Source organism: Komarekiella delphini-convector SJRDD-AB1 (assembly GCF_014831675.1).
Classification (GTDB): domain Bacteria; phylum Cyanobacteriota; class Cyanobacteriia; order Cyanobacteriales; family Nostocaceae; genus Komarekiella.
The window spans coordinates 205,244-225,533 of record NZ_VJXY01000006.1 but is presented as its reverse complement, the minus strand read 5'-3'; the positions used below and the strand labels follow the sequence as shown (position 1 = coordinate 225,533).

Genomic DNA, 20,290 nt, shown 5'->3' with positions numbered 1-20,290 from the left:
TATTTGAACCGCAGAGGAAACAGATGACAGAAGCAACACTTCCAGTTTTAATTCAGCAAATGTTGCAGCCTGGATTTTATCCCCATACAGTAACAGAACCTATTCAACTCATTCAAACTCATATTTCTTATGTGCTGCTGACTGGAGATTATGCTTATAAACTGAAGAAACCTGTGAATTTTGGCTTTTTGGACTTTTCCAGCTTAGAGAAGCGGCAGCATTTTTGTCACGAAGAGTTGCGCTTAAATCAGCGGGGTGCAGCCGAACTGTATTTAGAAGTTTTACCTGTAACTGTAGAGGGAGAGCAATACCATTTAGGGGGAACAGAGAAGCCTGTAGAATACGTGCTGAAGATGCGCCAGTTTCCCCAAGAGTCCCTATTTAGTACACTTTTTGAAAAAGGTAAGCTAAACCAGACACACCTAGAAGAGTTGGGACGGGTGGTGGCTCAATACCATGCCCAAGCACAGACGAATGATTACATTCGGAGTTTTGGTGAAGTACCGCAAGTCCGGGCTGCAATTGATGAAAATTATCAACAAACTGAGAAGTATATCGGTGGCCCCCAGACGCAGGCGCAGTTTACTGAAACAAAACGATATACAGATAACTTTTTTATAGAACGTCCAGAATTATTTGCTCATAGAATTCAAAATAATTACATTCGTGAATGTCACGGAGATTTACACCTGAGAAATATTGCTCTGTGGCACGACAAAATCATGCTGTTTGATTGCATTGAGTTTAATGAGCCGTTTCGCTTTGTCGATGTGATGTATGATGTGGCGTTCACGGTGATGGATTTGGAAGCGCGACAAAGCCACGACTTAGGTAATGCGTTTTTAAATTCCTATATCGAGCAAACTGGAGACTGGGAAGGCTTACAAGTACTCCCTTTGTATTTGAGTCGTCAAGCTTATGTCCGAGCAAAGGTCACTTCGTTTTTGCTAGACGATGCTAGTGTACCTGTGACAGTAAAGGAAGAGGCGACAAAAACCGCCGCTGACTATTACAAACAAGCTTGGGAGTATACTAAACCTCAAAAAGGACAACTGATTTTGATGTCGGGGTTGTCAGGTTCGGGAAAAAGTACGACAGCACGATATTTAGCTCGTCAACTAGGAGCAATTCATGTTCGTTCTGATGCTGTACGGAAACATTTGGGGGGAATATCTCTGTGGGAAAGAGGTGGCGATGATTTGTATACACCTGAGATGACCGAGAAAACTTATGGGCGGTTGTTGGAATTGGGAATTCTATTGGCTAAACAAGGTTTTTCAGTGATTTTGGATGCTAAATATGACCGCCAGCAGTTGCGACAAGAAGCGATCGCCCAAGCTACAATGCACCAACTTCCTCTACAAATTATCAACTGCACAGCACCTTTAGAAGTTTTGCAAGAACGCCTTGCTAATCGCACTGGTGATATTGCTGATGCCACTGCCGATTTATTAGCCTCACAACTTAAGCAAGCGGAACCTTTCACTGAAGAAGAACAACCATACGTGAAGATTTTGGATACAACTCAACCACAACAGGCACAATTAAAACAAATAATTCGCCAATAGTCTTTATCATCTTATGGCAGACAAAAAGAATGACTTTTTAGGTATTTCTCCAGACTTCTTTTCTCAATTGTTATTTGGGGCATTTTTAACCTTTATATTGTTGATGACAAGGTCTTCACCAGCCCTAAGCATCTTTCTGGGGATCATGGGGGGGTTCACCTTGGGCTGGATCACAAATGCCAGCAAAAATAGCCGCCAGCCTCCATCTGTAGCGTCCTCTGATGGTGTCGATACAGGACTAAAATACTGGTTATTTTTTATGCTTGGCTTTGTGTTTTTAGGCTATCCTGCCCCCATGAGTATCTTCCTAGGTGCTCTAGGTGCTTTAGGTGGAGGCTGGATTATTGCTTGGTGGGGCAGTAAGGAAGAAACTAGAACTCAGTTGCAAATAGAAGAGTCAGAAAATGGCGAAGTGGAACAAATTAACCAGAGAGCTACTAAACAGCAAAGAAAAGCTACCCGTCGTTACCGCCGTACTCCTGGAAGTATTAATTTTAAGTTTTGGGAAAGGTAGGATTGGGGACTGGGTACTGGGGATTGGGGATTGGGGACTGGGGATTGGGGATTGGGGACTGGGGACTGGGTACTGGGGACTAGAACACCGATTTAGTATTCAAGATGGGGGCGAAAAAAACTGATTATTTCGTAGGGATGTTGCATTGTTATTTCGTAAAGACGTTGCAATGCAACGTCTCTACAAACGAAAATTGGTCGTTTTACCGAACAGAAATCAGGTTTTTGCAATTACTGAATCGATGCTCTAGGAAAATAAGCAGGAATTATTGAGCAGATCTCTCCTTTGTCTCTCCCCTCTTTCTCCACTCCCCTACTCCTCCAATCCCCAATCTCCAGTATGTTTTTATATCTCTCTAAATTATTGCCACTATTCTTTTACCCGCTGGGACTAGCTTGCGTGAGTTTGGTAGTTGCACTGGTGACGTTGTGGAAACGACCGCGCATTGCGACGATCGCAATTACTCTAGCGCTAACTTTACTGCTATGTTGCAGTAATGCTTGGCTGGCTAAATCACTGGTGCGATCGCTAGAATGGCAAAATATCCCACCTGCCCAAATGCCAAATGCAGAAGCAATTGTAGTTTTGGGTGGCGCAACAAAATCAGCTTTCCCTCCAAGACCTACGGTTGATTTGAGTGAATCAGGCGATCGCGTAATTTACGCCGCGCAACTATATCGCCAAAAAAAAGCTCCGATAATCATTTTGAGTGGGGGTCGCGTCAATTGGCGCGGCGATGGTTCACCAGAATCGGCAGATATGGCAAATATCCTCACATCTATTGGTGTTCCATCTGAGGCAATTGTTCAAGAGCCTGACTCATTCAACACTTATCAAAATGCTGTAAATGTCCAGAAAATTCTCGAATCTCGTGGAATTCGTCAAGTGTTGTTAGTAACTTCGGCAATGCACATGCCGCGATCGCTTAAAGTTTTCCAACGTCAAGGGATTAATGCCATTCCTGCACCTACTGACTTTCTTGTCAGTCAAGGTGAACTGCAAGAACTCGGCAGCACGCCCAAAGCCGCTATACTAAATTTGTTACCTGATACTGACAACTTACACCAATTTACCACCGCTGTAAAAGAGTACGTTGGTACTTTTATATATCGCTTGCGCGGTTGGCTTTAATACAGTTAAGAGTTAAGAGTTGTGAGTTATTAATTATTAGATGCGCTAATTTACTAAATGCAAAACTTAGCTTTTCAAGTTCAAAATTCCTAATTCCTAACTTTTAACTCAATTAATATTATGTCTCAAAATTTACCCTATATTCTCCCAGTTCCTCAACCACAAGCTGAGGAAACCTTTGCCACTCACCAAACAACCCACCAGTTTTATCAAGAAGTTAAAACGCGGTTAGAGTTTCAAAGTTACTGTGAATGGTATTACACAACAGCAGAACGCAACCGCCAAGATTTAGAAAAAATGCGCGGCGAACTGAATATTTTTCAGTGGTTTCGCCGCCGCTGAATGTTCAGATAATTTCTAACTCATTCTCACGCAAATGAGCTTTAAATTTTTTACTGAACTTGACTAAAATTGGCAGGTTAGCGCTTACAGGTCTACCTTGCCATTCTGTGGCAATACCTATGACTTCGCCTTCTTCACCTTTGAGGTCAAAAGCCTGACCTTTATGCTCAGGATGATGGTAAACTATTACCGAATCTTTAACGCGGACGCGATCGCCAACTTTCATAACAACATTCACACCTAACTTTTGTTTTTCCACAAGTATCTGCTATAAAATAGACGATTAAACCGCCTAAGATTTGATGTAATCAGCCATTTCTTAACATTTCAAGGGGCGCGACGACGCACTGAACCTTTCAAATTCAGGCACGTTTTAGGCATCCGTGCCAACTTCGATAAGTTTTTTACTACATTCTTTCTTTTGGTTCTTAAGAGTGTGAGGCTTCACTTCATTATTGAAAAAATTATTTAATAAGAGTGAATTATATTTGTACAATTGACTCCATATAGCTAGTCCACAACTGTCAGTATATCTGGCAAAACTAACGTGTTTAGCCATCAATATTTCTTGGTTTGCAGTTAGTTTTATGTGAGTATTAATTGACGTATACAAGCCTGACGCCTCCAGAAAATCATTAATATCATACAATAAATTAGTTGTAATTTATCAGATATAAATTATGTTAGGTTTTGTAATACTTAAGTAGAAAATTAGTTAAACTTTTGGCTATGTAGTAGATAGTCCATAGCTATATCTCGTTTTAATTGCTTTTTTGAAAAGTAGACGGTTTCACAAAGCGATCGTTTAGATCTAAGATTATACAGATGCACTGTTGAGGCATTTCTACTTAACTAGATACATACGCTGAGTTTTGCCAAGTAGTATTGTCGCTCCTACGTTAGTGCAAGATGTGATGTAGAGTTATGTGTGGTGCGATCGCTGACCTATATCAGCTCACCAGTTATCACCACTTCATTAACCATCACCTTGAATGTAATCGCGACATTTCTCCTTAAGATCACGACATTCATCCTTAAGATCACGACTTTCATAAGCAATATCGCGACTTTCATCATCAAAATCGCGACTTTCATTATCAATACCGCGACATTCATCCTTAAGATCACGACTTTCATAAGCAATATCGCGACTTTCATCATCAACATCACGATTTTCATTATCAATACCGCGACATTCATCCTTAATACCGCGATATTTCGGCATAACCTATTCCCCAGTCCCCATTGCCCCTTATCCCCAGAGGGGGCCCCGAGTTCCCCAGTCCCCAATCCCCAATCCCCAATCCCCAATCCCCAATCCCTAATCCCCAGGTAGACAAAGTTGCTGCATTCCTTGGGGAAGTTGCCGACACATTTGTTGAAATCCTTGAGGATTCAGCTGCAACCAAGCAAATAATCCCAAACTTGTACTCCCCACAAGCAACGCCAACACTCTCGCCAGCATTACCAAGCGTTTATTGCGATTAGGTTTTCTAATTAAGGTTGATGGAATTTTTGGGCTTATAAATGGTTCCTCTGAAATATCCAAATCTAGGTCTAAATCTAGCAATGCTTGCGAACTTTCTGTGAAAGAAGTTGAGTCTTCTTGTTCTTGTTGTTCTTGTTGTTTTGTTTCGACAATCTCTAATGACTGCTGCGTTGGAGTAAAAGGTACTAAATACTCTGATGAAACACGGCAATAAGTGAGAACAACCGACGTATTATCATGACCGTTTTTCGTGTTTGCCAGATTAATCAAATTGCGAACAGCATCTTCAACTGTAAGTTGACGTGTCAATACTGCTGTTGCGTAATCCTGCCAAGATTGTTCTACCCAGTTATTGTCGCTTAAACCGTCAGAACACAGCAGCAATATACCGTCTTCTTCCAAAATGAATCGCTGAATCTTGATATGCAGGGATTCTGCATCTTTTGTGCCCAATGCTTGTGTCAGAGCAGTAGCATCTGGTCTAAGAAGCGCTTTTCGATATAAACTCCGGGCAAAGCGTACTTCTCGCGTCGCCACATCATCATCTACTGTGAGCAACTGACAATAGTTGCGAGTAATCCAATAAGCACGGCTATCGCCGACATTAACTAAGTAAAGTTCATGGGCATTTTCTGAGCGCCATCCAGCAGTTGTTTGTACTCGTTGCGGCACTTGCACTGCCATCACGAGGGTTGTAGCCATGCGTTCTCTACCCTGGCGTTTTTGCTCCTGATTGCGGGCATAAATCACGTTATTTACTACCCGTAAGCTAGCCTCTAATTGTTCCTGCAACAATTTTGGCGGTACGAGTTCAGTTTGTTCTGCTACCTCTGCTAGTAAGGCACGAACTTGCAACTTCAAAGACTGTACTGCTAATTGACTGGCAACCTCGCCGCCTTCATGTCCGCCAATGCCATCGCAAACAATTGACAGCGGCAGTATGGAGTGATCTAAGTTATTGGAACCAGTGGGGTAGTAACTATCTTCATTTTGTATCATTACTGGCCCAGTATCGCTAGCCCCAGACACTTTTAGGCTCAATGGTAATTCTGCTACGGATGATAGTAATAACTCATTGAGTTGAGTGGAAATAGCTTCTAACTCTACCTCAGTTTCACACATCTGCTGGACTATGTTCTTTAACTTTTCGGCTACTGATGTCTTTGCAGATGCGACCCAAGGTTGCCAATATTGTCCCAGATTTTGTAGAGACGTTTCATCATGTAGAGACGTTTCATGAAACGTCTCTACAAGTTCCAATAATCGCACACACCAACCCTGAACTCTCAAGTTATCCAGCACTAGTAAACTGCGAGCGACTCCCAATTCCGATAGAGGTGTCCAAAGCTGAAGAATTTGCCACAGCCAATAAACTTGTCGTACCGCTGTTGCTTGCTCCCATGCATCAGTAATAGTCGGGTAAATATGTCCCGTCTCATCTATCGGCACATTTTCTAGCAAGAGAATATCACTTCCATCTTCCTCAAAGGAACGAGCAAAACCATAAGCCTGGGGTATATGTAACCGCTCTTGATATAATCGTAGGTAAGGAACTACTTCTTTTGGCAATTCTTCAGGTACATCAGGTGGTAGTCCGGGTTGAGTATCCAGCCAAATCTGGTACGTAATCACCTCATACCTATCTGCTACTTTTGTGCCTGGTGGGATTTTTCTAGAAAAGGAACCAATAGCCCAGAGATAGCGGTGGACTAGAGGAGTTTGACAACTTGTACAAAGACTATCTCCTACAGGATTAATAGGGTTATTGCAGCTTGGATTTATACAATAAATTACCCGTTGAGTAGAAATCATAAAGGTATAAATTTAACAAACTAATTAACTCGTGAATTTCGATTAAATTTAGCAGCCATAGACTTGAAGGCTAGAATAGACTGGATTCGTGTACCCCTGGCTACACCATGTTACTGAAATTAATCAAAATTTTTGGTAAAAAGACCAAGTTTTGCTTTCTGTAAATAGTTAGCCTCTGGGTGTATCTAATCATAGAAATGCATTTAAGTGAATGTAGTCTCTAGGATGGCGTCATGCCAAGTTTTACCTTAATCTGGCTTATAGCAGGAGCAGTTCTGTGTTTAATGGAACTGTTTTTACCATCAGCTTTTATCGCTTTCTTGATGGGAATCAGCGCTTTTGTGGTGGCGTTGCTGTCTCAAGTAGGTTTGCGGAGTTTATGGCTGCAAGTTTTGGTTTGGCTGTTGCTTTCCACCGTGCTAGTTGTGCTTTCCCGCCGCTTTTTCCAACCGCGACGACGCAAGTCGAAACTTCAAGATGCAGTTATGGCTGAAACTTTAACAGAAATTCTGGCCGGGAAAACAGGGCGGGTACTATACGAGGGAAATTCTTGGCAGGCACGATGTGACGATGACATCGACATAGCACCCCATCAAAGGGTTTATGTGGTTAGAAGAGAAGGCACTACTTTGATTGTGATACCAGAAAACTTGTTGCATTCTTAGTTATTGGGCATAGGGTATTGGGTTCTCCCACTAACTCTGTCAAGGTGTAGCGCTCAACATTTAATGTTCTTTGTGTCTTTGTAGTGACAAAAATTAATTTAATTAACCACAGAGGCACAAAGACACTAAATAAAATCCCGATAAAGCAGATTTTTCACCACCTTGATAGGGCTATGTTCTCCCACTCCCCCTACTCCTTATTGAATGACATTTAATACTTAAAAATCAGGAGACTCGTAATGGAACAGTTATTTTTGTTAGTCTTTTTAGCCCTTGGTGGTTCTGCTGTAGCTGGGTCTGTGAGAGTTATCAGTCAGGGCAATGAGGCGCTAGTAGAAAGATTGGGTAGTTATAACAAAAAACTGGAACCAGGGCTAAACTTTGTAATCCCTTTCTTAGATAAAACTGTTTACCAAGAAACCATTCGCGAAAAAGTCTTAGATATTCCTCCGCAAAAATGTATTACCCGCGACAACGTGGGAATTGAGGTGGATGCGGTGGTTTATTGGCGCATAGTCGATATGGAAAAAGCTTGGTATAAGGTAGAAAATCTCCAGTCGGCAATGGTCAACTTGGTGCTTACCCAAATTCGCGCAGAAATGGGACAACTAGAGTTGGATCAAACTTTTACGGCTCGTGCTCAAATTAATGAACTTTTGTTGCGAGATTTAGATATTTCGACTGATCCTTGGGGTGTGAAAGTGACACGGGTGGAACTGCGAGATATTATTCCTTCTCAAGCGGTTCGGGAGTCGATGGAATTGCAAATGTCGGCAGAACGGCGTAAACGGGCAGCGATTTTAACCTCTGAAGGCGATCGCGAATCTGCTGTAAATAGTGCTAGAGGTAAAGCTGAGGCGCAAATTCTTGATGCTGAAGCGCGTCAAAAAGCGACAATTCTCCAAGCAGAAGCGCAACAAAAGACGATTGTGCTGCAAGCGCAAGCAGAACGCCAGCAGCAAGTTCTGAAAGCACAAGCAACAGCAGAGGCACTGCAAATTATCACTAACACGATGAAAACTGAACCAGGTGCAAAGGAAGCGTTGCAGTTTTTGCTAGCCCAAAATTATCTAGAAATGGGAACAAAGATTGGCAGCAGCGATAGCAGCAAGGTGATGTTTATGGATCCACGCAGTATCCCTGCTACTCTTGAGGGAATGCGTTCCATTGTTTCAGACAACACTGGTGGAAACTCTAACCCCTTGTTTGGTGGTGAAATGCCAACGGTAAATAATAACCGCCCCAATTAAATCAGTGAACAGTAAACAGTAAACAGTAAATAATAATGCAACTTTGGTAGAGACGTTGCATTGCAACGTCTCTACAGTGGTTTATCTGTCGCATGATTTTTTCAAGATGGTATAAGAGGTTGGATTGGGGATTGGGGAAAGGGTAAGGGAGAAAGGGAAAAACTATCCCCTTCCCCTTTAAACTTTTCCCCCTCTTAAGAGTCCTCAATTCCCAGTCCCCATTGCCCCTTATCCCCAGAGGGGGCCCCGAGTTCCCCAGTCCCTTTTACCCAATAGGGCGATTTCCAGGATTCACCGCATGAACATATTCGCTACCCGATCGCGGTCTTCCTCGTTTATAATAAGCTTCTTCTGGTTTGCCCCATCCTAGCTGTAAAATCATTTCCAAAAAGCTAGAGTTTTCCCACTTCCACAAACTTGCCCATTCTGTTCTTTGAGCAATTCTCTCTACATCAAGTGTGATAATTTGTTGGTATTGTTTGCTATTATTAAAACTCAAATATAAGTCCATCCCTTCAGTGACTTCATACCAAAATTTTAAAATAGAATTTTTTGCAGATTTCAATACTTCTAAGTCATTAGTTAACGCAATTAATTCAGTGTCCACTTCTGGATACTTCAAGCTTTTACCTTTGACTTTTACCTCTTTCCAAACAATACCTGAAATTTGATGCTCTCTCTGGTATTGGTGAATGGCAGCTTTGAAATCTTGATAGGCAGTAAACTGTTGCAACCCATCAGTTCTGATAAACTGATCAATTACAGGATTTCCAGAAACCGGGACTTCTAATTTCAGCCGCTTTCCCTTGAGGCAAGCTTGGCGTTCGGCTGCCAAAATTTGGATTAGCTCCTCAGTAGTGTAAAGCTTTGACATCAGAACACACTCTATTAGTCATTAGTAATTAGTCATCAGTCATTAGTTATTCGCTATAGACTATGAACTAGGGATTAACTCCTAACTTGTTGTCAGATGGTAGATATTTCAGGCAGATATTTAAATATTATCTCTTACCAGAATGGGGAATGTAGTAGCACATAGCACGAAAAATTAGGGCAGACCTATTGAGTCTACCCCAAAAGTTATTTAGCTAACTCACTACTGAACTCGTTGAAGGCACGCCGCTTTAACTGTGCTGTTTCGGTGCGAGGTAATAAATCAAACACTTGCCGAAGGCTATCGTCTATTTCCTCATAAGGTACTTGACCTTTCTGATTCAAAACTACTTGACCTGACTTATCAAACACCACGATTTGAGGAACACCCCCAGAATAGTAATATCCTGGTTCTGTAGAGTCATAAGTCTTTTTGGATGGGATGGTATCTACATTCATCGGGATAATTTCTGCTGCTCTACCGTAAAATTCCTGTATCCGCGAAATCGAAATAGCATATTTTTTGCAATCGCTGCTGTCATCCACATAGAACGCCAATACCGTGGGTTTATGTTCTGCTAAAGCTTGTGCTAGTGTCTGTCTGGGAGGAACTAATGAACCATTGCCAGCATAAACCACAAAAATGTTGCCGTCATACAAATCGTTCTCGATACCAGCATACGCAGGTTGAGTACTCAGAATAAACAGGCAAGCAAGTAGCAGCAGGCATTTAGACATCAACCGTCGCCAGTCAGTAATTTTGTTATGTAAAAAAAGAAACTTTATGCTATTCATCAAAGAGAACCTTGCAAGCTACTATTTGTCGTAAGTTTGTGCTGAATTTGGCAAACTGGGCTGGATATACAGCAGTTTGCTTTTTAAGTGAGGCACAATAATCAGGACTCAAAATCAGATATTAAGAGTTTGTAACTCCTGGCTCAAAACCTGTAGTTTTGTACTTCATGCAAAAGAAAACTACTGTAAATACAAGTTTCTAATTTTACTGAATTGGATTCCATACTTTACCCAGAATGATAGTTGAAGCATCATTTGAGTTAATTCTAAGCTGTGGTCTTGTTTAATCAGATTGCTCGTATTTTAACAGTGAATCCTGCCCGCTTTGCTTTAGTTTGAATGCTAGGTTGTCACAAGCAATAACTAGAATTTTAACGATAACACGGTACAATCCAGAGGAACTTTTATTGTTACCAACATGGGTTAAGGATGGAAACAAATTTTCTGACAGCTGTTTTTCTGCCCCTAGCTCTATTTATTATCATGTTGGGTATGGGGTTAACCTTGACCCTAGAGGATTTCAAGCGAGTTGTAATCTATCCCAAAGCGGTGGTGATTGGCTTAGTAGCCCAGTTGATCATGTTGCCGATTGTGGGCTTTGGCATTGCGTCGGTATTTCCCCTTGAACCACAATTAGCAGTAGGTGTGATGATTTTAGCAGCCTGTCCGGGTGGCGCTACTTCTAATATGATTACGTTTTTGGCTGGGGGTGATGTTGCTCTTTCTGTGACGCTAACAGCTATTAGTAGTTTCATTACGGTTTTTACGATTCCTCTGGTCATAAATTTGTCAATGCAGACATTTTTGGGACAAGGAACAACGCTACAGTTACCGTTCTTAAGTACTGTTTTGCAGATTGCGGTGATTACACTTCTACCTATTGCAATTGGGATGATAGCCAAGCGGTATGCACCCGGACTTGCAGACAAGGTAGATAAACCTGTGAAGTGGCTGTCTTTATTTTTCCTGGCGGTGATAATTACTGGAGTGCTGCTGCGAGAACGGAATAATTTTGTTTCTTATGTAATAGATGTGGGCTGGGCAACTCTGGTTTTGAATGTGGTTGGAATGGCTTTAGGTTTTTTGATCGCTACTTTAACCCGATTAGGAGAAAAACGCGTTACGGCAATTACAGTAGAAGTAGGAATTCAAAATGGGACTCTGGCGATCGCGATCGCTTCTACCCCTACGCTGCTGAATACTCCTACAATGGCCATTCCTGGGGCAATTTATGGTCTACTAATGTTTGTAACTGGCGCTGGATTTGCTTGGTGGGCTAGTCATCGCCAAGTCCTGTTGAAAGAATAAAGATAGTTTGCCTCATAAGTTTATAATTACGCCCACGCACTATTTTTTAAAATAACGCTTACTAAAATTATCTCTGGCAAGCGGTGCTTTGGAGAGTCTAACGGTCGGCTTCGAATCATCTTAAGCTCATCCCACCCCTAAAAGGGGATGGATTTCACGTTGACTTTTGAGTGTTGACTGTTAACTGTTGACTGTTAACCGTCAACAGCGTCGGGGCGTCTTTCTTTACCTACCGAGAAGGAATGGGTTTTCCCGACGCCTTTTTATAAAGTTAGGACTGGCTTTTTGAGCCAGGATTCGCTAGACTCACAGGATTAAATTTGAAACTAAAGACTATTAGTCAGTAATCCCCAGAGGATTAAGGTACAGATGTGGTAAAGAAAATACAACTCATAGATAGACTGCGGCTTGGTTTAGCGGTGTCAGTAGCAAAAAGCGTGACGTTTTTAGTGCGATCGCTGCGTTTAGGTGCTGCTAGTGTATTACCAGGCTCAATTGCTCGTCGTATCGAACCCCGATTATTGCAACTATTAAGTCAGCAAGTGAAAAACGGGGTGATTTTGATTGCTGGTACTAATGGCAAAACTACCACAGCGCTGCTTTTATGCACAATTCTAGAACGCAAAGGCTACCGCATCGCTCATAACTCTACAGGTGCAAATTTAGAAAATGGCTTAATGACAGCATTTATAGAGAACACCAACTTAGTGGGTACGCTGGATGTTGATTATGCCATTTTGGAAGTAGATGAAAATATTGTACCGAAGGTATTGACACCACTCCAACCGCAAATCATTCTCTGTTTAAACTTGTTCCGCGATCAACTTGATAGATACGGAGAAGTAGACACAATTAGTAAGCGTTGGGCAAAGGTAATCTCTACTCTACCAGCAGAAACGGTGGTAATTCCAAATGCTGACGACCCAACTTTATCTTATCTCGGTCAGCAGTTACCTCAACGCGTGTTATTTTTCGGCTTGAATGAACCAAAACACTATCTAGAAGCAATTCCTCACGCCGTTGATTCTATATATTGTCCTAGATGTGGACATTCCTTAGATTATCAAGGTGTCTATTTGTCGCACTTAGGAGATTTTACCTGTCCTAACTGCGGCTTTAGTAAAAGTAAACCAACTTTAGAAAGCAGCGAATGGCAACAAATTCTTGTCGGTTTATACAATAAATATAATACTTTAGCTGCTGTTACTGCTGCCAAAGAATTAGGAGTTGATGAAGCGACAATCAGAGATACTATTAACAACTTCCAAGCTGCTTTTGGTCGTGCTGAAGATTTGGTAATAAATGGTAAACGGGTACGGATTCTATTATCAAAAAACCCCGTGGGCACAAATGAAACAATTCGCGTGGTTACTCAAAGTACCGATAAAACTACGCTACTGGTGTTGAACGATCGCACGCCCGATGGTACTGATGTATCCTGGATTTGGGATGTTGATACAGAGAAGTTAGTAGAACGCGGGGGGACTTTAGTAGTAAGTGGCGATCGCGTCTATGATATGGCACTACGCTTACGCTATAGTGAAAAGTCCACTCCGACTAACTTAAATTTGATTGTCGAAGAAGATTTAAAGCAGGCGATCGCGACTGCATTAGAGCATACACCAAAGAATGAAACTTTACACATTCTGCCAACTTATTCAGCCATGCTAGAAGTGCGAGAAGTATTAACTGGTCGTAAAATTCTCTAAGTTAGGGACTGGGGACTGGGGACTGGGGATTGGGGACTGGGGAACTCGGGGCCCCCTCTGGGGATAAGGGGCAATGGGGACTGGGCAAAAATCTCTCGTAGAATTGAGAGACTTTAGATTGGGATGATATGGGAGATAGAGGTTTTGAGTCTTTAGACTTCTATCAAGATAGCCTCAAGCTGCTAAAAGCGGCTTATCGACTAGCAGATAGTTTGCCAGATTTTGAGCGTTTCAATTTGAGCGATCAATTACGAAGAGCAGCTAATTGGTAATTGAGTACTGGATATTGGTACTTGGTGTAGGGAAAATTCTTTTCTACTCCCAATCCCCAGTCCCCAGTCCCCAGTCCCCAGTATCCCATGCCCAATCCTATTGCAACTTGACTGCTGCACACTGTATTGGTAAAACCTCTTCTAAACTCATTTCGTGGTCAGCGGTAATATGACTATTACAACAAATAGTGCTAAAGAAAAGTTGCTGACCAACTAGTTCTGAAAAATATTTCTCTAGAAGTAACCGCGATGTAATATCACCTAATAAATCTCCTAGATCTTTCGTTAATTGGTCTTTGTCATCACGGTGAACCATTCTATATTTGAAATTTGATTCACCAATTAAATCTTTTACTGCCAAATCAAACTTGTCTTCCTTCCCCTGAATATAAGCAAAAGATTGTTCCTCTAAAAACTTCCAAGCCTCTGGAAAAATCTCACGAATCTTTTCTAGATGATTTTCAGTTTGGTAGACCAAAGTAGCTGTTTTACAATCCATAGGGCAATTTATTAGGTTATCAAATAAACCTTACAACCCTGTAATCTTATGGCTAAATAGGGAGACTTAAACTGATAAAGAAATATTTATTCAAATTTGTCAATAGCTCTTTTAAGAAAATGTGAAAGTCTAACTAAAAAACTGTCACATAAAATACTAAAATAACTTGTTTTTAGAGTTAAATAAATCTGTAAAATAGACTTAAATACAGGTAAAAGGTTTGCTACAACGTTAAACTATCAAATCCTTAATTTTTAGTTCTTATCAAGATTTCTTGACGAAATAAATTCATTAGGTGAATCAGGCTAAGATTTATACTTACTCATTTGACTAGTCAGTGATACACTTTTTTACACGCTAACACGCAACCGAGAACAGATTCATTATATACACCGGATTCTCAAAGTATAGAAAGAAAAAGTTATAAGTTATCAGTTATGAGTGAGGAGTTATGAGTTCTCAACAGTTAGAATTAACAATCGGTTGGCTGTATCCAACGCTAATGAGTACCTATGGCGATCGCGGCAATGTTATTACTATAGAACGTCGTGCCCAATGGCGCGGATACACCGTTAAAGTATTACCCCTAGATCAAAACGCCACAGCCGCAGATATTAAAACTGTAGATGTAATAGTTGGTGGTGGCGCACAAGACCGCCAGCAAGAAATTGTCATGCGTGATTTGCAGGGTGCAAAAGCCGACGCCATGCGCGAGAAAATCGAAAATGGGACACCGGGAGTGTTTACCTGTGGTTCACCTCAATTACTAGGACATTACTATGAACCAGCATTTGGACAACGTATTGAAGGTTTGGGAATACTCGATTTAGTTTCCATACATCCTGGTGAAAATACTAAGCGCTGTATTGGTAACTTGGTAATTGAAGTTACAGCTTCACGTTTAGCGCAAGATTTAGAAGAGATGATGGGTAGCACACCATATTTAGTTGGCTTTGAAAATCATGGCGGACGCACCAAGCTAGGAAAAGTGGAAGCTTTAGGACGAGTTATGTACGGTTTAGGCAACAATGGTGAAGATGGGACAGAAGGAGCATTTTATCAGAATGCGATCGCTACTTATTCTCACGGCCCTTTGTTACCCAAAAATCCCTTTGTCGCCGATTGGTTAATTCAAACAGCACTGCGGCTAAAGTATCAGCAGGCGATCGCACTGCAACCGTTAAATGATACCTTAGCTATGCAAGCGCGAGAAGCGATGTTTAAGCGGTTAAAAGTTATACCACTTTAAAAACAGATAGACCATGTAGAGACGTTGCATTGCAACGTCTCTTCTTGAATCTAAATATTAGTTTGTTTTACCAAAAAATAGAATAGTAAATTTCTTTTGTTATTCAAAATCAAAAGCGATCGCCTCAACTGCAACATCGCTACCAATACTACGTCTATTGCTAAAACAGAATTATTCTAATAATTAAAACTATGCTGCGTAAATGGTTCTTGCCACACTTGCGACTCATATTAGGATTACTAGTGTTCAGTGCAACAATCAGTCCAGTAGTATTGAATTTTTATGTAAATGCAGTTACTAAAAGTCGCTGTCATACTAACTTAGTACAAATTCCAGATCAGCGCGTTGCAATTGTCTTTGGTGCAGGTGTTTTGGTAGATGGTACACCATCACCAATGCTAGCCGATCGCGTAATAGCTGCTGTAGAACTCTACAAATTGGGACGAGTTGAAAAGCTGTTAATGACAGGCGACAATAGCCGCCCAGACTACAACGAAGTCCAAGCAATGCAGAGTTACGCAGTAGAACGCGGCGTAGCTGTTCAAGACATTACATTAGACTATGCTGGATTCAGCACTTATGAAAGTTGTTATCGCGCCAGAGATATTTTTGGAGTACAACAAGCAGTTTTAATTACCCAACAATTTCATTTACCTCGCGCTATTTATACTTGTAGCCAGCTTGGGATAAAAGTCATCGGTTTAGGAACACCAGATTGGGGAAGCTACAGTTTTGAAACTGTTATGTACTATACATTACGGGAAAATTTGTCTACTCTCAAAGCGTTGTGGGAAGTTCACATCACTCGCCCTTTACCAACTTTTCTAGGCCCTTTTGAAGGAATTAAATAGTTAAGTAGGTTTTGTCATTTGTTATTTGTTTTTACTATCCTTCACCTTTCTCCTGGAGAAGCGATCGCCAATCGGTAATTGCTTGCTCTGTCCACAGCCAATTGTTAGTCAATTTATCTATTTGAAAATTTATCGGATCATAATTGATCACCATTTGTCGCAACTTTATTGCTTCACTAATATATTGTGTCTGTTTAGAATTAGGTTGATTCAATGCAGATTTATATAATCCCAAAGATAAACCAGCATAGGAAGTTAAAGCATCCTTAGATGATACCGTCTTTGTCATCGATACAGCAGCATTAGAGGGTGTGTTCTGCTGTTTTAGAGCTAAATTCAAAGCCTTGAACCAAGAGTCATTAGCTCGATTTAGATTGCCTTCAGCGTAATAGGCAAATCCCAAAGCATTATTATACAAAAGTGATTCTGGTTTGGCTTTTGCAGCATTTTCCCAATAACGGCGGGCATCATCGACACTATATTTATTGTCTCCAGTTTGGATAAACTGCCACGCCAATCGTCCCTTGAAAAAGTTGACGGATGGATCACCGATTTGTTTATTGGGAACCAGTTTCAGGGCAGCTTCAGCCGCAGCAAGTGCGCCACGATTAAGTAGTTCTTCTACAGCTAATAGCCCAGCTTGTAAGTCACCCTGGCTCAATTTTTCTGTGGCGGTGGCGGTGACAATTCCAGTTGCAGCTGTATTTAAATCGATAATCGGTTGCTTTTGGATGGGTAGAGACTGAATTGATGGTATCTCAGGTAAGGTTGCTTGAGGTCGTTGCCCCCACAGATTTAAACCGATAATGGTGGCGATCGCACCTGCACCCACAATCCCAACAATCGGCCACAGCTTGCGGCGTTGGTTACGACTTTTTCCTGGAATTAGTTGCTGCAATGCCTGTCTTGAAAAGTTCAGATCGGCGGAAGCCGCCGCTCTGACTTTTCGCTGCGGCGGGCTACGCCTACGCAAAAGATGAGAATCCCGATCTCTTTCAAAGTGCCCAGCAGCGGGAATTTCCGTAGCAGGGTTTTCTCCCCATAACTCTGCTTCTTGCTCCTGAGAAGTCATTTGTTCCGAAACCTGCCTTTCCTCCAACATATCCTCTTGAATCTGTTGCACCAGTTCCGCATTCATCGAAGTTTTTTCAGGTGTGGCTTTTTGGTTATCTAGCTGGCGAAACAAATCCGAAACTATAGCAGAATCTTCTGCATAGCTTGAGTCATCATACTCAATTTCATCAACGAGATCGCCCCAGGTATCTTCACCTAGCCAGTCCATCTCAGAATCGCGTGCTAAACCAGAAGGGATCATTTCCTCGATTGCTAATGGCACCTCAGTATCATCTGCCACAGCAGAATACATTGAACTGGGAGTTGCCGCCAGAGGTGAATTATTATACTGATTTAGTGACTCTGGATCAGATAAGTAAATTTCCGGGCTGAGAAAACCATCAAATTCTGGCTGGAGATACAAAATGGGTAATGCCCAGTACATCTGGTGAGAACCATAGGCGGAAATCAATCCTTGGCGTACCCGACTCACGCACAAATCCACAGGATATCCCTGACTCAAGTTACGGTAAAATAACTGTGTGAGCGTCACTGCCACTTCATCGGGAATCCGTTCTGACATCGCCAAAACACTCCGCAGTCCTCGTTTCACTAGGCTTTCGGCGAGATTGCGTTCACCAGTATCTCCAGAGGCATTGTATGTAGCTGTATATGCCCCCAAGCAGGAGTTGAACACTGCCATTTGGATATTATTGTTAACGAGCAAGCCAGCCAAGTCATCGCCGCTCAAAGTTTCTGTTAAGCCAGTTCTCTTACTGACAAGATAAATTTCTCCGCCATTAGAACCTAAATTACTATGACCAGAATAGTGCAGAACGTGGAATCTTCCTTGTTCAAGCGCCTGCGTCAATTCTTCGCGCCCTGGTTGATCTAACAGAGCAAGCTCAATTTCTGGTAAATGATTGCCATTTTCGACAGGTCGGTGTATTCGACGGTGGAGTTCAGCTTGCAGTTTGATAGCTTCTTGTTTTAGCAAGTCAAGACGGACTTGATCTGTAGGGGAAGCAATTACCATCAAGACTTTCACACCACCTTCTTCCAGCGGTGACGGGATATTTCTTGAGCGCAAACGAGATGCACCGAGAATTCCACTTTGAAATCGTGAAAAAGCCACATAAGGCCCAGTAGCCAGAGGGCGGTCGCCTGCGTGCATCACTTCCCAGGGCAGACGAGCTAACCTAGTGTCTTTTAGCCCCAAACGCAAGCGTAATACCTGTTGGTGGTTCTGGGCAATACCTTGGGCAGTAATCCAACTATCTCTGAGAGTGCCTTGAAACAGCGCGTTATAAAATTGCTGACCCAACGCCACCAAGTTTACAGAGTTTCTAGCGATCGCATCTCCCTGTAACACAGACTTCAAAGGGTCGTTCATCAAATGCCCAGCAGCAGCTAACCAATCAGCTACAGGCCAAGTCACCAACTCTTCAGCCAATGGCACCCCAGGCGCGACCTGTTCCGTCCGCACCAAGTAGTCATTTTGCCCTACTGGGGTTACGGAAATGTGAAATTCCTGGGTCACAGTTTCAGTTCGCCTCCTAAATCTGGTTTGAAACGCAAAAGTTTCAAGTCGATTTTTCACTCCCTCTGATAACTTAGATGCATCCCGCCACTGAATGTTTCTAATTTCAGTCGCTTTGCTTTTTCTGCCTTTACAACTTTATCCGGATCGGATTGCTTACGCCTAGAACACTCTATTGGTAGATGCACCTTGATCTTCAACTCCCCTAGTTGGCTAACACCCACTGGGGGTTTTTTTAATTTTGGCAAACAACAGCAACTTCTGACGCAGTTATTCTAGAGCAGAAAATTGTGCTTAACCCTAGAATACTTTATTGGCAGATGCACCTTGATCTTCAACTTCCCCAGTCAGTTACTATCCATTAAGATTTTTTTGACACACAACTACAATCGGTCTTTTAGTAAATTTGTCCGGAGAATGGGGGTTAGACCTAGAACATTTAATTGGTAGATGCACCCTGATAACTAACTCCCCTGGTTGGCTAACACTTGCTGGGGGTTTTTTTGTTGAGCCAGCAAAAACTCTCAACATATCCATTTTTTACCGGAGCTTACTAGTTATTTAATTGGTAGATGCACCCTGATAACCATTGGTGTCAACTTAAGCCCAACCCCTCAAAATTCTCATTTCTAGGTTACTACCTGAAAATGTAGTCAATGCGGCCCTGCCGCAAGCCAGTAGGCGGTAGCCCTCCTCATAGGCATTTCCAGTTAGAAACTAGGAACAAAACAATCTCTAGAAGCAGTTTCTAGACTGGCTTTAACTTTAAGTTGATAAAAGTGCCTGATAACTAACTCCTCTGGTTGGCTAACACCCATTAAGAGTTTTTTCTTTGGTGAGCAGAAAGCAACATTTTCAATCTAACTCACATCTTGCACCAGTCAGAAACTTAGGTTTCTTGCAATTGGCTAAACCCGAAAACCTAAATGTTTCATCCATAAAACCGATTTATCAGGTTTGATTGAGAGCTAAGCAGTATATCATATCTAACCAAACTTATCCGGTAGATAGTGACTAACTTTAGAATATTTAATTTAGTAGATGCACCCTGATAACTCACTCCCCTAGCTGGCTAACACCGACTAGGGTTTTTTTTGGTTGGCATCACCATCGATTGATTGTGACACTTTTATCCGGGAGATACTGCTTGCCTCTAGAACAGATAATTGGTAGATGCACCCTGATAACTCACTCCCCTAGCTGGCTAACACCGACTAGGGTTTTTTTTGGTTGGCATCACCATCGATTAATTGTGACACTTTTATCCGGGAGATACTGCTTGCCCCTAGAACAGATAATTGGTAGATGCACCCTGATAACTCACTCCCCTAGCTGGCTAACACCGACTAGGGTTTTTTTATTTTAGAAAA

General features: G+C 41.9%; 18 protein-coding genes. 11 read left to right on the top strand and 7 right to left on the bottom strand.

Translation table 11 applies throughout. The features are described from left to right. Positions 1-23: 23 nt before the first annotated feature. The 4 genes from FNW02_RS08390 to FNW02_RS08375 all read left to right on the top strand — a co-directional run bounded on the left by FNW02_RS08390 (position 24) and on the right by FNW02_RS08375 (position 3,555). A complete protein-coding gene (locus FNW02_RS08390; protein WP_191757081.1) occupies positions 24-1,568 on the top strand; it encodes a bifunctional aminoglycoside phosphotransferase/ATP-binding protein in 1,545 nt (514 codons plus the stop codon). A gap of 13 nt (positions 1,569-1,581) precedes the next feature. Continuing rightward, complete coding sequence (locus FNW02_RS08385) at positions 1,582-2,082, top strand: hypothetical protein (protein WP_191757080.1); 501 nt, start codon at positions 1,582-1,584, stop codon at positions 2,080-2,082. Positions 2,083-2,421: 339 nt separating this feature from the next. Continuing rightward, positions 2,422-3,213, top strand: a complete 792-nt coding sequence (locus tag FNW02_RS08380) for a YdcF family protein (protein WP_191757079.1) — start codon at positions 2,422-2,424, stop codon at positions 3,211-3,213. Between the two features lie 120 nt (positions 3,214-3,333). Then, positions 3,334-3,555 carry a hypothetical protein gene (locus FNW02_RS08375; protein WP_191757078.1) on the top strand — a complete coding sequence of 74 codons (222 nt, stop codon included), beginning with the start codon at positions 3,334-3,336 and terminating at the stop codon, positions 3,553-3,555. A 4-nt stretch (positions 3,556-3,559) separates the two neighbouring features. Here FNW02_RS08375 and FNW02_RS08370 read toward each other — a convergent pair whose 3' ends face one another. From FNW02_RS08370 to FNW02_RS08360, 3 genes are all read right to left on the bottom strand, one after another. Next, positions 3,560-3,781, bottom strand: a complete 222-nt coding sequence (locus tag FNW02_RS08370) for a ferredoxin-thioredoxin reductase variable chain (protein WP_191757109.1) — start codon at positions 3,779-3,781, stop codon at positions 3,560-3,562. Positions 3,782-4,531: 750 nt separating this feature from the next. Beyond that, a complete protein-coding gene (locus tag FNW02_RS08365; RefSeq protein WP_191757077.1) occupies positions 4,532-4,780 on the bottom strand; it encodes a hypothetical protein in 249 nt (82 codons plus the stop codon). 96 nt (positions 4,781-4,876) lie between these two features. Then, positions 4,877-6,856 carry a protein phosphatase 2C domain-containing protein gene (locus FNW02_RS08360; protein ID WP_191757076.1) on the bottom strand — a complete coding sequence of 660 codons (1,980 nt, stop codon included), beginning with the start codon at positions 6,854-6,856 and terminating at the stop codon, positions 4,877-4,879. A 233-nt stretch (positions 6,857-7,089) separates the two neighbouring features. Here FNW02_RS08360 and FNW02_RS08355 point away from each other — a divergent pair, with 233 nt between their 5' ends. Further along, positions 7,090-7,521 carry an NfeD family protein gene (locus tag FNW02_RS08355; protein WP_191757075.1) on the top strand — a complete coding sequence of 144 codons (432 nt, stop codon included), beginning with the start codon at positions 7,090-7,092 and terminating at the stop codon, positions 7,519-7,521. Between the two features lie 239 nt (positions 7,522-7,760). Then, complete coding sequence (locus FNW02_RS08350) at positions 7,761-8,771, top strand: SPFH domain-containing protein (RefSeq protein ID WP_191757074.1); 1,011 nt, start codon at positions 7,761-7,763, stop codon at positions 8,769-8,771. A 265-nt stretch (positions 8,772-9,036) separates the two neighbouring features. On the opposite strand, the gene FNW02_RS08345 is transcribed toward FNW02_RS08350, so the two are convergent. Next, positions 9,037-9,645 carry a hypothetical protein gene (locus tag FNW02_RS08345; RefSeq protein ID WP_191757073.1) on the bottom strand — a complete coding sequence of 203 codons (609 nt, stop codon included), beginning with the start codon at positions 9,643-9,645 and terminating at the stop codon, positions 9,037-9,039. A gap of 206 nt (positions 9,646-9,851) precedes the next feature. Further along, complete coding sequence (locus tag FNW02_RS08340) at positions 9,852-10,439, bottom strand: thylakoid membrane photosystem I accumulation factor (protein ID WP_191757072.1); 588 nt, start codon at positions 10,437-10,439, stop codon at positions 9,852-9,854. A 429-nt stretch (positions 10,440-10,868) separates the two neighbouring features. Between FNW02_RS08340 and FNW02_RS08335 the strand changes: the two genes are divergently transcribed. From FNW02_RS08335 to FNW02_RS08325, 3 genes are all read left to right on the top strand, one after another. Next, positions 10,869-11,747, top strand: coding sequence for a bile acid:sodium symporter family protein (locus FNW02_RS08335; RefSeq protein WP_191757071.1), 879 nt, complete (start codon positions 10,869-10,871; stop codon positions 11,745-11,747). 371 nt (positions 11,748-12,118) lie between these two features. Continuing rightward, positions 12,119-13,456, top strand: coding sequence for a MurT ligase domain-containing protein (locus FNW02_RS08330; RefSeq protein ID WP_191757070.1), 1,338 nt, complete (start codon positions 12,119-12,121; stop codon positions 13,454-13,456). A 128-nt stretch (positions 13,457-13,584) separates the two neighbouring features. Further along, positions 13,585-13,728: a four helix bundle protein gene (locus FNW02_RS08325; RefSeq protein WP_225225511.1), complete on the top strand. Its 144-nt coding sequence runs from the start codon at positions 13,585-13,587 to the stop codon at positions 13,726-13,728. A gap of 97 nt (positions 13,729-13,825) precedes the next feature. Here FNW02_RS08325 and FNW02_RS08320 read toward each other — a convergent pair whose 3' ends face one another. Next, on the bottom strand, positions 13,826-14,227 hold the full coding sequence (locus FNW02_RS08320; protein ID WP_191757069.1) for a hypothetical protein: 402 nt from the start codon (positions 14,225-14,227) through the stop codon (positions 13,826-13,828). 451 nt (positions 14,228-14,678) lie between these two features. On the opposite strand from FNW02_RS08320, the gene FNW02_RS08315 reads away from it, so the two are divergent. Both FNW02_RS08315 and FNW02_RS08310 read left to right on the top strand, forming a co-directional pair. Beyond that, entirely contained in the window at positions 14,679-15,476 is a 798-nt protein-coding gene (locus FNW02_RS08315) for a type 1 glutamine amidotransferase (protein ID WP_191757068.1), read from the top strand. A 191-nt stretch (positions 15,477-15,667) separates the two neighbouring features. After that, complete coding sequence (locus FNW02_RS08310) at positions 15,668-16,327, top strand: SanA/YdcF family protein (RefSeq protein WP_191757067.1); 660 nt, start codon at positions 15,668-15,670, stop codon at positions 16,325-16,327. Between the two features lie 34 nt (positions 16,328-16,361). On the opposite strand, the gene hetF is transcribed toward FNW02_RS08310, so the two are convergent. Continuing rightward, complete coding sequence (gene hetF / locus FNW02_RS08305; RefSeq protein WP_191757066.1) at positions 16,362-18,920, bottom strand: cell division protein HetF; 2,559 nt, start codon at positions 18,918-18,920, stop codon at positions 16,362-16,364. Between the last annotated feature and the right edge of the window lie 1,370 nt (positions 18,921-20,290).

Coding starts and splice junctions, on each gene's coding strand:
- FNW02_RS08320 (WP_191757069.1), bottom strand. CDS start 14,227: ATGGATTGTAAAACAGCTACTTTGGTCTACCAAACTGAAAATCATCTA.
- FNW02_RS08375 (WP_191757078.1), top strand. CDS start 3,334: ATGTCTCAAAATTTACCCTATATTCTCCCAGTTCCTCAACCACAAGCT.
- FNW02_RS08335 (WP_191757071.1), top strand. CDS start 10,869: ATGGAAACAAATTTTCTGACAGCTGTTTTTCTGCCCCTAGCTCTATTT.
- FNW02_RS08315 (WP_191757068.1), top strand. CDS start 14,679: ATGAGTTCTCAACAGTTAGAATTAACAATCGGTTGGCTGTATCCAACG.
- FNW02_RS08370 (WP_191757109.1), bottom strand. CDS start 3,781: ATGAAAGTTGGCGATCGCGTCCGCGTTAAAGATTCGGTAATAGTTTAC.
- FNW02_RS08385 (WP_191757080.1), top strand. CDS start 1,582: ATGGCAGACAAAAAGAATGACTTTTTAGGTATTTCTCCAGACTTCTTT.
- FNW02_RS08345 (WP_191757073.1), bottom strand. CDS start 9,645: ATGTCAAAGCTTTACACTACTGAGGAGCTAATCCAAATTTTGGCAGCC.
- FNW02_RS08350 (WP_191757074.1), top strand. CDS start 7,761: ATGGAACAGTTATTTTTGTTAGTCTTTTTAGCCCTTGGTGGTTCTGCT.
- FNW02_RS08390 (WP_191757081.1), top strand. CDS start 24: ATGACAGAAGCAACACTTCCAGTTTTAATTCAGCAAATGTTGCAGCCT.
- FNW02_RS08360 (WP_191757076.1), bottom strand. CDS start 6,856: ATGATTTCTACTCAACGGGTAATTTATTGTATAAATCCAAGCTGCAAT.
- FNW02_RS08310 (WP_191757067.1), top strand. CDS start 15,668: ATGCTGCGTAAATGGTTCTTGCCACACTTGCGACTCATATTAGGATTA.
- FNW02_RS08365 (WP_191757077.1), bottom strand. CDS start 4,780: ATGCCGAAATATCGCGGTATTAAGGATGAATGTCGCGGTATTGATAAT.
- FNW02_RS08380 (WP_191757079.1), top strand. CDS start 2,422: ATGTTTTTATATCTCTCTAAATTATTGCCACTATTCTTTTACCCGCTG.
- FNW02_RS08325 (WP_225225511.1), top strand. CDS start 13,585: ATGGGAGATAGAGGTTTTGAGTCTTTAGACTTCTATCAAGATAGCCTC.
- FNW02_RS08340 (WP_191757072.1), bottom strand. CDS start 10,439: ATGAATAGCATAAAGTTTCTTTTTTTACATAACAAAATTACTGACTGG.
- FNW02_RS08355 (WP_191757075.1), top strand. CDS start 7,090: ATGCCAAGTTTTACCTTAATCTGGCTTATAGCAGGAGCAGTTCTGTGT.